The organism is [Mycobacterium] manitobense (genome assembly GCF_025821665.1).
GTDB lineage: Bacteria > Actinomycetota > Actinomycetes > Mycobacteriales > Mycobacteriaceae > Mycobacterium > Mycobacterium arseniciresistens.
Map to the genome: position 1 here is coordinate 18,653 of NZ_JACKSJ010000257.1, position 15,107 is coordinate 33,759.

A 15,107-nucleotide genomic window follows, 5' to 3' on the forward strand; every position below is an offset into this window, starting at 1 on the left:
CCAGCGCCTGATGACTCACGCGTCCCGTCGGCAGTTGCCGCCGCAGATCAAGCGCGTCGAGCTGGCGCAGCGCGCCGGTGGCCGCCCGGTGGTGCGCTACCAGCTGACGGTCGACGTCGGCCTGGTCGACGGGAAGCGCAAGCAGTTCCGGAAGCGGTACCCGACGGAGGCCGCGGCGCGGCGCGCGCTCGATGAGATCCGCGGCGAGGTCGCCCGCGGCACGTACGTCCAGCCATCGAAGGTGACGCTGGCCCAGGCGTGCGAGGACTGGCTGGCGGCGAAGCACGGGTTGAAGGCGTCGACGCTGCACGGTCACCGCGTGAACCTGGCCGCCGCCATCGACGTCCTCGGCAACGTCGAAGTGCAGCACCTGACGAAACGCCACATCGACGACCTCGTCACCGCGCTGCGCACCGGCGGCCTGCCCTCCCCCACCGGCAAGGTGCGCAAGGCGTGGTCGCCGCGGTCGGTGAATTACATGCTCGGCTTGCTCACCGCGGTGCTGAAAGATCAGATGCGTCAGGGCCATGTCGTGCGCAGCGTCGCCGAGCTCGTCGACCGGATCCCCGCCGACGCGAAGGCCCCGGACACGTTCACGTCGCTGGAGTTGCAGAAGGTGCTCGACCACATCACCGGCGACCGGTACGCCGTGGCGTGGCAGCTCGCGCTCACCGGACTGCGCCGCGGCGAAGTGGCCGGCCTCCGGTGGAGTGATGTCGACCTCGAGGGCCGGACGATGACGATCGCCGGGACCCGGTTGCGGTTCGGAGCCAACCTCGTGGAGGAGACGCCGAAGTCCGGTGCCAGCCGCCGGACCCTGCCGCTGCCCGACCACCTGGCCGCGGCGCTGCGGTCGGCGCGCGCGATCCAGGCCACCGACCGCCTGGCCCTCGGCGAGACGTACCAGGCCAGCGGATACGTCGTCGTCAACGAGGCCGGCGAGGCCCTGAGTCCGCACGCGCTGACGTCACGGTGGTCCCGGATGCTGAAAGCAGCAGGCGTGCGCCACATCCGGTTGCACGACGCCCGCCACACCTGCGGGACGCTGATGCACCTCGAGAACGTGCCCATCGCGCTGATCTCCGCGTGGCTGGGACACGCGTCGAAGGCGTTCACGATGCAGACCTACGTCCACTCTCAGCCGGAAGCCTTGATGCTGGCGGCCCAAAGCTTCGGCCGACTCGCCCACCAGTTGGCTAATTCGTGACCTAGAGTCGACGACCTCGCGCCCCACTGAACGCCCGACTGGTTAATGTGACCTGGATCACACTTTGATGTTAACAATCGGAGTGTTTTCTAACAGGTTTCTACTTCGTAGGAAGTTTCTTTCCATACGGATCCGGTTCGCCAAGTGGCTCCCGTCGGGTCAGTAGCTGCAGGAACTCTCGGTTGATGAAGAGACGGTCGCGCCCAATCTTCACGGTCTGAAGCATCTTCGCATCCGCAAGGGCGTTCAACCACGAAGTAGCGGTCGGTCGCGAAACGTCGCATCGCGCCATCACGGTAGCTATACGGCAGTAGGGCTGTTCGAAGAGCACCGATTGAAACTCCGAGTCTGCTCCACCCCGTGACGCCGCCCGTGCCCGCTGATGAAAATCATCTTGCAACGCGCGGATCGCACCGATCTTCCGCAGTGTGTATCGAGACGTCACTTCGATCCCGGCCAAGACGTAGAGCACCCACTCTTCCCAGGCGGACTCAGCGGTGACTGCGAGAAGCAATCGGTAGTAGTCATTCTTCGTGTCGATGATGTACCGCGACAGATACAGCACCGGCAACCGCAGCAACTCAGCATCCATGAGCATCAGCACATTCAAGATGCGTCCGGTTCGGCCGTTGCCATCTGTGAACGGATGGATCGCTTCGAACTGATAGTGCGCGGCAGCCATCCTCACGAGTGGGTCGAGCCCATCATCCGCATGGATGAACCGCTCCCATTCGGCGAGCTTCTCGTTGATGACATCGCGCCCCTCGGGGGGGCTGTAGATAACCTCACCGGCTCCGGGCCGGCCGATTCTTGTACCAGGCAGCGCGCGAACCTTCATTTCGCGACCCTTGATGATGCTGCAGACTGCCGAGGCGGTGGACGTGGTTAGCCCTCGCTCGAGGGTGTGATCGAAGCCTGCCCTGAGGGCTGTGCGATATCGCAGGGTCTCTCGCGTTGCGGGATCAGCGTTAGCGTCGTCGTCCAGGTGCCGGAACAGCTCGTCGGTGGTCGTAACGATGTTTTCAATCTCGGAGCTCGCCTGCGCTTCAAGTATCGGAATGGAGTTGATCAGCACCGTGGGATTCGGGATAGACACAACCGCCTGATCAAGTTGCGCCAGTGCGGCGTTCGCGCCTATGGCAGCCTTGAGCACACGCCTGGTCTCCAGATCCTCGGCGCTCGGAGGCGGGGGCAGCTCGTTGTACGGCCGTTCCGGATCCCAGTTCGTCACGACACACACGATGACAGACTTTCCACTGACATGTAAAGATTCTATCGAATTCTTTACATGTTTCTACTATGTTCCAGGTTCCTTTGCATGAGGCTTCGGAGGCCTTCCGCGCCGAGTTCCGCGCGGGTTGTGACAATCCGTGACAACTCCGGCCCCACGAACGCAAACAGCCCCACTCGAAAGTGGGGCTGAACAGCGTGGCAGGTGCAGGATTCGAACCTGCGTAGGCGTAAGCCGACGGATTTACAGTCCGCTCCCATTGGCCGCTCGGGCAACCTGCCGGGGTGGTCGCACCCTGGAATTTGGTGCGAGTAGCAGGGTACAACGAGGATGGGCCAACAACGAAAACGGGCCGAACACTTCAGGGAGGGAGCAAGTCCATGGCGGATTCCAGCTTCGACATCGTCAGCAAGGTCGACCGCCAGGAGGCCGACAACGCGCTCAACCAGGCCGCCAAGGAGCTGTCCACCCGCTTCGACTTCCGCGGCACCGACACCACCATCGCGTGGAAGGGCGAGGAGGCCGTCGAGATCGTCAGCTCCACCGAGGAACGCGTGAAGGCCGCCGTCGACGTCTTCAAGGAGAAGCTCATCCGCCGCGACATCTCGATGAAGGCCTTCGACGCCGGTGAACCGCAGGCCAGCGGCAAGACCTACAAGGTGTCCGGCTCGATCAAGGAGGGCATCACCAGCGAGCAGGCCAAGAAGATCACCAAGCTCATCCGCGACGAGGGCCCCAAGGGCGTCAAGGCGCAGATCCAGGGCGACGAGATCCGGGTCAGCTCGAAGAAGCGTGACGACCTTCAGGCCGTCCAGGCGCTGCTCAAGGGCGCCGACCTCGACGTCGCGCTGCAGTTCGTCAACTACCGCTGACGCGGCGCGTGCCCGTCGACCTGCGCTCCGACACCGTCACCCGGCCCACCGCGGCGATGCGTGCGGCGATGGCCGACGCCGAGGTCGGCGACGACCAGTACGGCGAGGACCCGACCACCAATCGGCTGCAGGCCAGGCTCGCCGAGCTGCTCGGCATGGAGGCGGCGCTGTGGCTGCCGTCCGGCACGATGGCCAACCAGGTGGCGCTGCGGGTGCTGACGCGCCCCGGCGACGAGGTGATCGCCGCCGTGGAGTCGCACGCCGCGTGGCACGAGGCAGGCGGCGCCGCGCTCAACGCGGGTGTGCAGATCGTCGAGATCGGCAGCCGAGGCGCCTTCACCGCCGACGAGATGCAGGCCGCGATCAAGCCCTCGGGGCTGCCGGTGTTCCCGATCACCACGCTGCTGCAGATCGAGAACACCCACAACCGCGCCGGCGGCGTCGTGTTCCCGCAGGCCGACGTGGTCGAGCTGTGCACGCTGGCCCGCGAGCGAGGCCTGGCGACATTCCTCGACGGCGCCCGGCTGTGGAACGCCGCCGTCGCCACCGGCGCCACGCCCGGTGAGCTGGCCGCGCCCTTCGACCTGGTGTCCGTCGCGTTCTCGAAAGGTCTCGGCGCGCCCGGCGGGTCACTGCTCGCCGGCAGCGCCGACCTCATCGCCCGCGCCGACCGCCACCGCAGGCGAATGGGCGGGGCGATGCGGCAGAACGGCATCTTCGCCGCCGCCGCGCTGCACGGCCTCGACCACCACCTCTACCGGCTCGCCGACGACCACGCGAACGCCCGCGCGCTGGCCGAGACCCTGGCCGGCGTCATCCCCATCGACCTGAAGACGGTGCAGACGAACATCGTCGTCTTCCGTCTGCCCGCCGCCGTGGAGCTCGACGCCGCCGGGCTGGTGAGCCGGGCCCGCGACCGCGGCGTGCTGCTCAACGCGTTCGGTCCGCGGACCGTGCGCGCCGTCACCCACCTGGACGTGACTGCCGAGCAGTGCCGGCACGCCGCGCAGACGCTGGTCGAACTGCTCAGCTGACCGGTGCGACGGCGCTGACGTCGGTGTGCACCGGCGTCTTCTCTCCCTTGTCGTCGACGATGAGCAGGCCGACGGGCTCGCCGGCTTCGAACGCCGACGGCTCCAGCGTCGCGGTGACACCCGGCCCCACGTCGAGGATCTGCAGCGCGGCACCCTGCAGCGTCGGGTAAAGGCTCAGCCCGCGGACCTCCGACACCGCCGGGAACCTTCGGATCTCCGGGTCGGCGCAGTTCCACTCGACGTGGCTGAGTTCCGGCGTGATGCCCGTCCACCACAGGTACAGCACCCGGTCGCCCACCATGGGGTCGCGCGAACCCACATTGATCGTGCGCGGCGCCGCGTCCTCCAGCGAGACGATGGTCAGCGTCGCCGAACCGCAGCCGCCGCCCGACTCGCGGAACACCGCGTAGGCAAGGCTGTTGCCGTCCGGGCTGATCACCGCCCGCTCTATCGGCGTGTTCGCGTTCGTATCACCCAGCGGCTTCGGCGGTCGGCCGGCACGGACCGAATACAAGATGTGCGGGCCGTTCGAGGGCGGCGGCTGCGCCTCGGCCCGTGCCACCACCGCGGTGTCCCCGCGCGACGCGACCAGCAGCGGCGGACCGGACGGGGCCACCGTTGCCGGCAGGTCGAGCGTCCGGCGCAGCGTTGGCACCGGGTTCGCCACGGCCAGGTCGAGTTGCATCAGCCGGTCCGGCTCCTCGACCCACACGACGGTGCTGCCACCACCGTTGCCCACCCACGGGCCGACCGGCACCTCGATGGTCCGCGGATACGTGCTCTCCGTGTCGAGCACCGCAAGCCGGCCGTCGTTGCGGGCGAACACGAACCGGCCGTCCTCGGTGAGGATCGGCTCACCGGTGGCGGCGAAGTCGCCGGGCTCGGTCGCGAGTACCGTGCCCCCCTGCGCCAGCCCGATCTCGCCGGCGGCCCGGAAGGCAAGCATCGGCCCACTGATCTCCGGCTCGGCCTGCGGCGCCTGGCACGCCACCAACAGCGCCGTCGACGCCAGACCTGCGAGCAGAGTTCGCACCATCACGGGAGTCGATTATCCGGGCGTCGGCGCAGACTCTCGCAGGGCGTCCAGGAGTGCGGGAAGCGGGACGGCGGCGAATCCGATGGCCGAGTCCCCGATCCCGTAGGGGATGACCAGCGTCTCGCCGTGCACGAGCGCGCCGCACGAGTAGACGACGTTGGGCACGTAGCCGTCCTGCTCGTCGGCGCTCGGGCTCAGCAACGGATGGCGGAGCCGACCGATGACCCGGGTCGGGTCGTCCAGATCGAGCAACAGCGCCCCGATACGGTACGTGCGCATCGGACCGACGCCGTGGGTGAGCACCAGCCACCCGTCAGGGGTCTCGACCGGCGGGCCGCAATTGCCGAGTTGCAGCACCTCCCAGGCCTGCTCGGGCACCTGGCATGGTGACGCGTCGGTCCACACACACCGATGGTCGGAGAAGGCGATCGAGTTGGTCTCCCGGTCCGACCGCGACATCGCCGCGTAGCGGCCGGCGATGCGCCGGGGAAACAGGCCGAGGCCCTTGTTCGCTGCGGCGGCACCGACCATCGGCGTGGAGGTGAAAGTCTGGAAATCCGTTGTCGCGAGCAACTGTTGGCTGATCAACGTGCCGCTGTAGGCCGTGTAGGAGGCGTAGTAGGTGACGGAGCCGTCCTCGTCGACGAAGCGGAGGAACCGCGCGTCCTCCATACCGCCCGCCTCGGCGCCCATCGCCGGGACGAGCACCCGCTCGCTGAGAGGCACCTCGTCGGAGAATCGGATCCCGTACGTGCGTTCGGCGATGACCTGGATGGCGTCGATCGTCTTGCGTGCATGCCCGCGTGTGCTCAGATGCGTGTTCAGCCGATCCAGACGCTCGCTCAGATCGGCACGGGTGAAGCTGTCGCCGAGCGCATCGAGGACGTAGTCGGCGGCCTCACCGGCCTCGTCGAGCCGGGTCAGCTCGCTGCGGAACACGGCGGACTCGAGCAGGGTGGCGTCGGTGATGCCGACGGAAGCGTAGGCCGGCGGGGCGTCGAGCAGCACCCCGCCCGCGGCGTCGACAGTCCCGGTGCGGAACCCGATCGAGGACCGGTGCCCCTCGCCGATGCCGCGGACACTCATCACGAATCGCAGGCTGCCCGCGGGCACATCGGTCTGATCGGGGTGCGCGACCATGCTCGGGTTGCACAGCGCCGCCCCTTCGATGGCGTACTCGCTGGTGAACGCCGCACCGACGAGCAGCACCCGCTCCGGGGTGAGTTCCACGTCGCGATCAAGGCGGTCAGCGAGTTCCCGGGCGTGCCGGCGGAATGTCCCGACCATGTCTCGGTGCCGTCCCTGGAAGCGGGTCAGCACATCGTCGAGGGTCGACCGGACCTCGTCCTCGTCCAGCGCGAGGATCCGGCGCAGCACCACTCCCGCTCGGGACTCCTGATGTTCGAACCCCTCCTGGCCCGGCACGAACAACTGGGTGATCACCCGTGACCTGTCCGGCGTGAGTCGTACCGGACTCCGAGTGGCGAGCGGACTCGCCACCGAGGTCATTGGGGCACGGTCGCGAGCCGGCGAGCGTGTTGGAACGTCGAGAGCACCGCCAGTGTCGACTCGGCGCCTCTGTTGAGGTTCACCCCGTCGGCGTGCAGACCGTCATAACCGCCACCGGTCGCGGGGTCCCACATCACCTGCGCCGAGTCGTTGTCGCCCTCGAACCAGGCCGCCGCGCGGCGGACGCCGTCGGGCCACGCCGCGTCGGGGTCGACGGTAGCGGCGCGCGCGCACGCGTCGGCGAGTGTCGAGACCTCGATGGGCTGCTGGTCGAACCCGGGCCGCGCATCGCTGTTGTCCCGGCCGCCCACCGGTGTGGGTGAGAAGTGACCGTCCACCGTCTCGTAATCGACCAGCCAGGCAAGCAGATCGAGTCCGCGTCGGCGAAGCCCGGAGTCGTCGAGCGCGTCGCCCGTCGCGATCATCGCCTCGGCGAGAACGGCATTGGCGTAGGCCAGTCGAGCCTCCGGCCACGGCCAGGCCGGATCACCGCTCGGTGCGGGAAGGGATTCCCGATAGTCGGTCAGCAATCTGCGGGCCGCTGCGTGATCGGGTTGGACACTGAGCAGTTCGGCCGCACCCAGGGCCGCGAAGGCCATCGCTCGAGGTGATGTCGACCGCGCCTGAACGGCACGCTCGAACTGCATGAGGGCGGACTGCTTCGCCCATGCGACCGGACTGTGCGCCGCCGCCGTTCCCGTGGCCCAGACGCATCGGCCCCATGGGTCGTCGAGACCTGGCTCGTCGGTCCAGCGGCCGCTGCTGTCCATCCGGTTGCGGCAGGGGCCGGTCAGCGTCTGCGCCTCGCCGAGGAAGCGCAGCGCGAGCCCGGCCAGACCGTTGAGCGTGCGGTCCACCTCGGGTTGCCGGACGATCACTACGATCACCCGCGCCATGTCATCGGTGCAGTAGCCGTGTTCGGGCCGCGGAGCATCCAGGCAGGCGTGCTCGAAAGTGCCGCGACTGTCCGTCATCCGGCGCAGATGGTCGAACAGCGGGACGGGTGTCTCGGTGTTCATGCAGCGGCCATCCGTTCATGGAGAAGTCGTTGAGCCAGTGTGAGATACGCATCCGCCACGATGGACCACGACATCGTCGGCGCCAGCCTGCGCGCCTCAGCGGCCATCGACCCAGCGAGCCTCGGTTCGGTCAGCACCCGCCGCAGGGCTGATGTCAGTGCGTCGGGGTCACCGTGGTCGACGATGATGCCCGCCCCGGTACCCAGGAGTTCGACGGCGTGCGGGAATGCGGTGGCCACGACCGGACGGCCGTGCGCGATGGCGTCGACCAGAACCCCGGAGGTGACCTGATCGGTGGAGTCGTAGGGCAGCACCACGGCGGCCGCCGACTGCACCAGCGTGGTCAGCGATGCCGCGTTCCGGTAGTCGTCGTCGAATGACACCGAACCCGCCAGACCGTGTCGCCTGGCCTGCTCGCGCCGTGCATCGCGGTAGGCCTCGCCGTCGTTCGCCAGTACCTTGGGGTGGGTTCCACCGGCAACCAGATACCGCGGTTGACCTGTGAGGTCGTGCAGTGACCGCATGGCCTCGATCACCCGCTCGATGCCCTTGCCGGGACCGATCAGACCCCAGGTGAGCAGCGTCGGTCTGCCGGAACGCTTGGTCGACACCTGCTGCGGGATCCGCGCGCCATGCGGGATCGTGATGACCTTGCGACTGTCGACGTCGAATCCCTGACACAGACGGACCTTGGCGGCATCCGACATCACGACCACCCGATCGGCCAGTGTCGCGAGCCGTTCCAGGACCCAACGTTGATGCGCCGTAGGTCTTTTGAGGACCGTGTGCGTCACCACGATGGACGGGATGTCGAGTTCACCGACGATGTCGACGACTTCGTCGCCGTCGGCACCGCCGTAGAGGCCGTACTCGTGCTGGATGACTGCCACGTCGCTCTGGTTCAGCAGTCCGGCCCCGGCGCGCACCGAGGACGCCGAGCCGTTGACGACCTCGCCGATGACTCTCGGACTCGAGGTGGACGGGTCGCCGGCGACCCGCACGATGTTGATGTCCGAGCCGTGCTCACTCAGGCCGTCGGCAAGCGCCGCGGTGAAGGTGGCCAGGCCACATCTGGTCGGTGGGTAAGTACTGAGGATTCCGACACTGGGACGCGGGAACGACTGCGCTGCATTGTCGAAAGTCGAGGTGCGAAAAACGGACGAAACGGTCAAGGTGATCCCGGCTTTGCGGTTGCCACCGGCGTGTCCGGCGTGAGCGATTGCTCGGGTGATCGGCGGTGAGACGGCCGACCCTTCCCGGACTGGCTGGTTACCCAACTCATTCGACCGTACACCCAATGCCGCCGCTGCGGTGCATGCGGCGGTCCCGACGGGGACGGTTTCAACCGTGAATTGCCCTCCGATCAGAGACGTCCGCCCTACCCTGATCGGATGGCACCGGCTCAGCGCGAACCCAATGTCGTCGTCCTCGGCGGAGGCTCCTGGGGCACCACCGTCGCTTCCATCTGCGCCAGGCGCGGACCGACACTGCAGTGGGTGCGCTCGGAGGAGACGGCCAAGGACATCAACGCGAACCACCGCAACACCAAGTATCTCGGCGACGAGGTCGCCCTGACCGAATCGCTGCGCGCCACCACCGACTTCGCCGAGGCCGCCAACCAGGCCGACGTCGTCGTGATGGGCGTGCCGTCGCACGGATTCCGCGGCGTGCTCGAGGAACTGGCCGGCGAGCTGCGGCCGTGGGTCCCGGTGGTGTCACTGGTCAAGGGACTCGAGCAGGGCACCAACATGCGGATGAGCCAGATCGTCGGCGAGGTGCTGCCCGGCCACCCCGCCGGAATCCTGGCCGGGCCGAACATCGCCCGTGAGGTCGCCGACGGCTACGCCGCCGCCGCGGTGCTCGCCATGCCCGACCAGCACCTGGCGGCACGGCTCGCGGAATTGTTCCGTACCAAGCGATTCCGCACGTACACCACCGACGACGTGGTGGGTGTGGAGATGGCGGGTGCGCTGAAGAACGTCTATGCGATCGCCGTGGGCATGGGCTACTCGCTGGGCATCGGCGAGAACACCCGCGCGATGGTGATCGCCCGCGCGGTGCGAGAGATGTCGAAGATGGGCGAGGCGCTCGGCGGGCACCGCGACACCTTCGCGGGACTGGCAGGCATGGGCGACCTCATCGTCACCTGCACCAGCCAACGGAGCCGCAACCGCCACGTCGGCGAACAGCTCGGCTCAGGCAAGTCGATCGACGAGATCATCGCGTCGATGAACCAGGTCGCCGAGGGCGTCAAGGCCTCGAAGGTGATCATGGAGTTCGCCGACGAGTACGGCCTGAACATGCCGATCGCCCGCGAGGTGGACGGCGTGATCAATCACGGCTCATCCGTCGAGCAGGCCTATCGCGGGCTGGCCGCGGAGAAGCCCGGCCACGAGGTGCACGGCCAGGGCTTCTGACGTCAGTTGAAGTACGGGCTGGTGCCCTCGGGGCGGTCGACCAGCGGGTTGCCGCCGACGACCCAACTGGCCGTGGGGCTGATGACGAAGCCGTTCTGGGTCCGGGTGTCGACGCACGACGTGATGGTGCCGTCGGTGCCGCAGCTGACCGTCTGGAAGCTGAGCCGGGTGTTCGGGGGCAGCGGCTTGGGTGCTTCAGTCGCCACATACAGCGGCGCCGAGGTGCTCGAGAACCCCGGCGCCCCGGGGCCGCCGCTCACCAGGTTCGCGCCGCCGGGCGCACCAGGCAGTGCGCCGCTGCAGCCGTAGCCGCCGTTGCGCTGCAACACACAGGTGATGCCCTCAGGCGTGGCGAAGGCGTACCAGCTGCCGTCCGTCACGGCGTAGTCCGGCAGCTTGGCCGGGGCCCAGGCGTTGACGTTGGGCAACGGGGGTGGCGGCGGCGGCGCAGGTGGTTGGGCTGCCGCGGTCCCCGGCATTCCGACGAAGACCGCCCCCACGGCACTGGCCGCGCCGATCAGCATTCTGCTCAGCACGCGATCACCCTAACGTGGTTGCGCAGCCGGCGGGTACCGATGGCCGTCAGTACCGGCCCGGGATGCCGAGTTCTACAGGAGGGTCGCAAATGCGCCGCGGTCACAGCCCTCGCGTAGAACTCGCGTGAGCCGGCGGGCACCGATGGCCGTCAGTACCGGCCGGGGCCGCGGCCTGCCATGTCCTCGAGCCGGCGGATCCGCTCCTCGATCGGCGGGTGCGTCGAGAACAGCTTGCCCATCTTCTCCCCTGCCCGGAACGGGCTGGCGATCATCAGGTGCGCCTGGTCGGCCAGTTGCGGCTGGGGCGGCAGCGGGGCCGCCTCGACCCCGCCGGCGATCTTGCGCAGCGCCGACGCCAGCGCCAGCGGATCACCGGTCAGCTCGGCGCCCGACTGGTCGGCCTGGTACTCCCGCGACCGGGACACCGCCAGCCGCACCACCGTCGCGGCGATCGGCCCCAGTAACGAGACCAGAAGCAGCGCAAAGGGATTGGCACCGTCGCGGTTGCCGCCGAACATCGACGCGAACATCGCGATGTTGGCCAGCGCGGTGATCACCGACGCCATCGCGCCGGCCACACACGAGATCAGGATGTCGCGGTTGTAGACGTGCGACAGCTCGTGGCCGAGGACCGCGCGCAGCTCCCGCTCGCTGAGGATGTGCAGGATCCCGGTGGTGCAGCAGACCGCGGCGTTGCGCGGGTTGCGCCCGGTCGCGAACGCGTTCGGGTTGGCGGTGTCGGAGATGTAGAGCCGCGGCATCGGCTGACGGGCCGCGGTCGCGAGCTCGCGCACGATGCGGTACATCGCCGGCGCCTGCATCTCGTTGACCGGCTGGGCGTGCATGGCCTTCAGTGCCAGCTTGTCGCTGTTGAAGTAGACGTAGACGTTCATGCCGACGGCGAACAGCACCGCCAGGAACATGATCGACCGGCCGAACAGCGCACCGACGAACACGATCAGCGCGGACATGCACACCAGCAACAGGAACGTCTTGAACCTGTTGGCGTGTGGGTTCCAGCTCATCGCGGACTTCCTCCTGTCGCAGATCTGAGAGGTCTTCGCCGGTTGAACGCTCCGGACCGCCGTCCGGGTTCCGTGATCTCAGCCGTGCCGGTTCACGGTGTAGTCGACCAGCGACGCCATCGCATACCGGCCGGGCCCGTCGGGCAGCTGATCGAGCTCGTCGCGGGCCTGCGCGGCGTAGCGCGCCACCGTCTCCTTGGCCGCCGTCATCCCTGGTGAGCGACGCAGCAGCCGCAGCGCCTCGGCCAGGTCGTCGTCGTTGTCGATCGGGGCGGCGAGCAGTTCCCGCAGCCGGTCGGCGTCGGCGCCGGTTTCCCTCAGGGCGTAGAGCACCGGCAGCGTGTGCACGCCTTCCCGCAGGTCGGTGCCCGGCACCTTGCCCGACTCGTCGGGGTCGCTGTCGATGTCGATGATGTCGTCGGAGATCTGGAACGCCGTGCCGACGATGCCGCCGAGCCGGCTGAGCCGCTCGATCTGCTCGTCGTCGGCGCCGGAGAACGTCGCACCGAACCGGCCGGAGGCGGCGATCAGGCAGGCCGTCTTCTCGTACACGACCTTGAGGTAGTGATCGATCTCGTCGACGCCCTCGGCGGCGCCCCGCGTCTCCCGCATCTGGCCGGTGACCAGCTGGGCGAAGGTGTCCGCGATCACCCGCACGGCGTCCGGGCCGAGCCGCGAGACCAGCCGTGACGCCGTCGCGAACAGGTAGTCGCCCGCCAGGATCGCGATGTTGTTGCCCCACCGGGCGTTGGCCGACGGCGCGCCGCGGCGCATCTGCGCCTCGTCCATCACGTCGTCGTGGTACAGCGTCGCCAGGTGCACCAGCTCGATGACGGCGCCGGCCACCGAGACCTGCCAGCCGTCGGGTTCGGGCCCCAGCTGCGCCGAGAGCACGGTGAACAGCGGACGGAACCGCTTGCCGCCGGCCTGGAAGAGATGCTGCACGGCCTCGGCCATCAACTCGTCGGCTCTGCCCAGCTCAGAGGACATCAGCTCCTCGATGCGGGCCACGCCGTCGCGGACGTCGGACGCGAACGTCGCATCGCCGAAATCCACGCCTGCCACCACGGTCGCCGGTGTCCTCACCTCTCCAACATACTGGGGACGATGAGAACCAGGGCAGACGTGGTTGTGGTGGGCGCCGGACCCGCGGGGTCCGCGGCCGCGGCGTGGGCCGCCCGCGACGGCCGCGACGTGCTGGTGATCGATTCCGCGCAGTTCCCCCGCGACAAGGCCTGCGGCGACGGCCTCACCCCGCGCGCGGTCGCCGAGCTGGAGCGGCTGGGCCTCGGGCCGTGGCTGGACGGCCGGATCCGGCACCGCGGGCTGCGGATGTCCGGCTTCGGCGCCGACGTCGAGGTGCCGTGGCCCGGGCCGTCGTTCCCGCCCACCGGCAGCGCGGTGGCGCGCACCGAACTCGACGACCGCATCCGGTCGGTCGCGGCCGACGACGGCGCAAAGATGCTGCTCGGCGTGAAAGCCGTTGCGGTACGCCATGCTTCGTCGGGCGCCGTCGAGGCGGTGGTGCTCGACAACGGCGACGAGGTCGGCGTGGGCACCCTGATCGTCGCCGACGGAGCCCGGTCCACCCTCGGCCGCGTGCTGGGCAGGCAGTGGCATCAGGAGACGGTGTACGGCGTCGCCGTGCGGGGATACCTCGCGAGCCCGCGCAGTCACGAGCCGTGGATCACCTCGCACCTGGAACTGCGCTCACCGGAAGGCAAGGTGCTGCCCGGCTACGGGTGGATCTTCCCGCTCGGCAACGGCGAGGTGAACATCGGCGTCGGCGCGCTGGCCACTGCGAAGAGGCCCTCCGACGCGGCGTTGCGGCCGCTGATGTCGTACTACACCTCGCTGCGCCGCGAGGAGTGGGGCTTCGACGGCGAGCCACGCGCGCCGCTGTCCGCCCTGCTGCCGATGGGTGGGGCGGTCTCGGGCGTCGCCGGACCCAACTGGATGCTCATCGGCGACGCCGCCGCCTGCGTCAACCCGCTCAACGGTGAGGGCATCGACTACGGCCTGGAGACCGGCCGGCTGGCCGCCGAGCTCCTCGGTGCGGCGGACCTGTCGACGGTGTGGCCGGCGGTGCTGCGGGAGCACTATGCGCGCGGATTCTCGGTGGCGCGGCGGCTGGCGCTGCTGTTGACGCTGCCGCGCTTCCTGCCCCTGGCCGGTCCGGTAGCGATGCGGTCGACGACGCTGATGCGGATCGCGGTACGGGTGATGGGGAATCTCGTGACCGACGAGGACGAGGACCGGATCGCGCGGGTGTGGCGGGCCGGCGGATTGGCGTCGCGGAAATTGGACGCGCGCAAGCCGTTCAGCTGAGCATTGGCCGGAAATGTTTGCTGCGGACGTCTTTCCGCTGCCGGGCCGTCGTCTGCCATTCAGTTCGGCCGGTTATCTTCGACGGCATGGCCGTTGTCGAACACGAGCTGCCGAAGCCTCCGCCGCCGATCGACAGTGCGCCGCCGAGGAAGACCCGCACGCCCGAGGAGCGGCGCGTCGAGGTCTGCCCCGTCTGCCATACGGCGCTGCCCGCCGTGACCGCCCGCTGCTTCTTCTGCGAGTGACGCGGCGGTCACTCTGACGAGCTGAACTCCTCGTCGGAATCGCGCGAGGCGCTCCTGCGCCGTGCGCTGGCCTGCTCGATGAGTTGCGCGGTGGACAATTTCGGCTTCTGCTCGGTCATGCTCCGCTTGGTCAGCCCCAGCGCGATCAGCACCTCGAAGAAGACGATGATCAGGCCCGCCCAGTAGGCCCACTTCATCGTCGGATCGGGCCGTGTGGTGAAGAACAGAATCAGGAAGATCGGCCCGACGATGCCGAACACGAACACCACGAGCTGGATCTGGACGTAGCGCCAGAACGTCTGCATCGCCAATCTCCTCGTCGCCCGGATGGACGCGTGAATGCTATCCCGCCGGGCCTGCAACGGGACTACTCTGGAGTCCACGCGGGTTGTTCACTCTGACAGCGAGGAGATCCGCGAATGATCGCATCGCACAGGCCGGCCCGCCTGCTCTGGGTCGCCACCGCATCAGCCGTGATGGCGCTCGGGCTCAGCGCCCCCGTCGCCGCGAAGCCGATGGGTCCGTGCGGGGACGTCACCTACGTCGGGAAGTGCGAACCGATCAGCGAGCGGGACACCACGCCGCCACGCCAGGGCCACCCTGACACGCCGATCCTGCCGCAGGGCACCGGCGGCCCGCTCGGCTGAG

The 15,107-nt window shown here is 68.5% G+C and carries 16 protein-coding genes and 1 tRNA gene; 7 read left to right on the top strand and 10 right to left on the bottom strand.

Translation table 11 applies throughout. The features are described 5' to 3' along the window. The first annotated feature begins 10 nt into the window (after positions 1-10). Entirely contained in the window at positions 11-1,207 is a 1,197-nt protein-coding gene (locus tag H7I41_RS28670; protein WP_264016047.1) for a site-specific integrase, read from the top strand. A gap of 100 nt (positions 1,208-1,307) precedes the next feature. Here the strand turns inward: H7I41_RS28670 and H7I41_RS28675 are convergent, their stop codons facing one another. Both H7I41_RS28675 and H7I41_RS28680 read right to left on the bottom strand, forming a co-directional pair. Continuing rightward, positions 1,308-2,438, bottom strand: coding sequence for a Fic family protein (locus H7I41_RS28675; RefSeq protein WP_264016048.1), 1,131 nt, complete (start codon positions 2,436-2,438; stop codon positions 1,308-1,310). A gap of 198 nt (positions 2,439-2,636) precedes the next feature. Further along, positions 2,637-2,719 (bottom strand) — tRNA-Tyr (locus tag H7I41_RS28680). A gap of 99 nt (positions 2,720-2,818) precedes the next feature. Here H7I41_RS28680 and H7I41_RS28685 point away from each other — a divergent pair. Together H7I41_RS28685 and H7I41_RS28690 are read left to right on the top strand one after the other, a co-directional pair. Then, positions 2,819-3,310, top strand: coding sequence for a YajQ family cyclic di-GMP-binding protein (locus H7I41_RS28685; protein ID WP_264016049.1), 492 nt, complete (start codon positions 2,819-2,821; stop codon positions 3,308-3,310). A gap of 8 nt (positions 3,311-3,318) precedes the next feature. Continuing rightward, positions 3,319-4,344, top strand: a complete 1,026-nt coding sequence (locus tag H7I41_RS28690; protein ID WP_264016050.1) for a threonine aldolase family protein — start codon at positions 3,319-3,321, stop codon at positions 4,342-4,344. Here the strand turns inward: H7I41_RS28690 and H7I41_RS28695 are convergent. Genes H7I41_RS28695 through H7I41_RS28710 form a run of 4 tightly spaced genes read right to left on the bottom strand, consistent with a single transcriptional unit; the run spans position 4,337 to position 9,005 of the window. After that, positions 4,337-5,380 (bottom strand): TolB-like translocation protein, encoded by a 1,044-nt coding sequence (locus H7I41_RS28695; protein ID WP_264016051.1) that lies wholly within the window; start codon positions 5,378-5,380, stop codon positions 4,337-4,339. The two genes, H7I41_RS28690 and H7I41_RS28695, sit on opposite strands and share 8 nt — an antisense overlap. A gap of 12 nt (positions 5,381-5,392) precedes the next feature. After that, positions 5,393-6,889, bottom strand: coding sequence for a glycoside hydrolase family 130 protein (locus H7I41_RS28700; protein ID WP_264016052.1), 1,497 nt, complete (start codon positions 6,887-6,889; stop codon positions 5,393-5,395). Continuing rightward, complete coding sequence (locus tag H7I41_RS28705; RefSeq protein ID WP_264016053.1) at positions 6,886-7,908, bottom strand: glycosyltransferase; 1,023 nt, start codon at positions 7,906-7,908, stop codon at positions 6,886-6,888. Before H7I41_RS28705 ends, H7I41_RS28700 begins: the two co-directional genes overlap by 4 nt. Beyond that, the gene (locus tag H7I41_RS28710; protein ID WP_264016086.1) at positions 7,905-9,005 is read right to left on the bottom strand and encodes a glycosyltransferase; all 1,101 of its coding nucleotides are present in this window, start codon (positions 9,003-9,005) and stop codon (positions 7,905-7,907) included. Before H7I41_RS28710 ends, H7I41_RS28705 begins: the two co-directional genes overlap by 4 nt. Before the next feature lie 294 nt (positions 9,006-9,299). On the opposite strand from H7I41_RS28710, the gene H7I41_RS28715 reads away from it, so the two are divergent. Beyond that, positions 9,300-10,325: an NAD(P)H-dependent glycerol-3-phosphate dehydrogenase gene (locus H7I41_RS28715; RefSeq protein ID WP_264016054.1), complete on the top strand. Its 1,026-nt coding sequence runs from the start codon at positions 9,300-9,302 to the stop codon at positions 10,323-10,325. 2 nt (positions 10,326-10,327) lie between these two features. On the opposite strand, the gene H7I41_RS28720 is transcribed toward H7I41_RS28715, so the two are convergent. The 3 genes from H7I41_RS28720 to grcC1 all read right to left on the bottom strand — a co-directional run bounded on the left by H7I41_RS28720 (position 10,328) and on the right by grcC1 (position 12,972). Further along, a complete protein-coding gene (locus H7I41_RS28720) occupies positions 10,328-10,849 on the bottom strand; it encodes a hypothetical protein (protein ID WP_276009915.1) in 522 nt (173 codons plus the stop codon). Between the two features lie 161 nt (positions 10,850-11,010). Further along, a complete protein-coding gene (gene htpX / locus H7I41_RS28725) occupies positions 11,011-11,886 on the bottom strand; it encodes a zinc metalloprotease HtpX (protein WP_264016056.1) in 876 nt (291 codons plus the stop codon). Between the two features lie 78 nt (positions 11,887-11,964). Continuing rightward, positions 11,965-12,972, bottom strand: a complete 1,008-nt coding sequence (gene grcC1 / locus H7I41_RS28730) for a nonaprenyl/(2E,6E)-farnesyl/geranylgeranyl diphosphat synthase (RefSeq protein WP_264016057.1) — start codon at positions 12,970-12,972, stop codon at positions 11,965-11,967. Between the two features lie 21 nt (positions 12,973-12,993). Here grcC1 and menJ point away from each other — a divergent pair, with 21 nt between their 5' ends. Together menJ and H7I41_RS28740 are read left to right on the top strand one after the other, a co-directional pair. Further along, the gene (gene menJ / locus H7I41_RS28735) at positions 12,994-14,214 is read left to right on the top strand and encodes a menaquinone reductase MenJ (protein WP_264016058.1); all 1,221 of its coding nucleotides are present in this window, start codon (positions 12,994-12,996) and stop codon (positions 14,212-14,214) included. Positions 14,215-14,300: 86 nt separating this feature from the next. Beyond that, the gene (locus H7I41_RS28740; RefSeq protein WP_264016059.1) at positions 14,301-14,459 is read left to right on the top strand and encodes a hypothetical protein; all 159 of its coding nucleotides are present in this window, start codon (positions 14,301-14,303) and stop codon (positions 14,457-14,459) included. A gap of 8 nt (positions 14,460-14,467) precedes the next feature. Here H7I41_RS28740 and H7I41_RS28745 read toward each other — a convergent pair whose 3' ends face one another. Beyond that, positions 14,468-14,764, bottom strand: a complete 297-nt coding sequence (locus H7I41_RS28745) for a hypothetical protein (RefSeq protein WP_264016060.1) — start codon at positions 14,762-14,764, stop codon at positions 14,468-14,470. Between the two features lie 114 nt (positions 14,765-14,878). Here H7I41_RS28745 and H7I41_RS28750 point away from each other — a divergent pair, with 114 nt between their 5' ends. Beyond that, entirely contained in the window at positions 14,879-15,106 is a 228-nt protein-coding gene (locus tag H7I41_RS28750; protein ID WP_264016061.1) for a hypothetical protein, read from the top strand. Position 15,107: the final 1 nt, after the last annotated feature.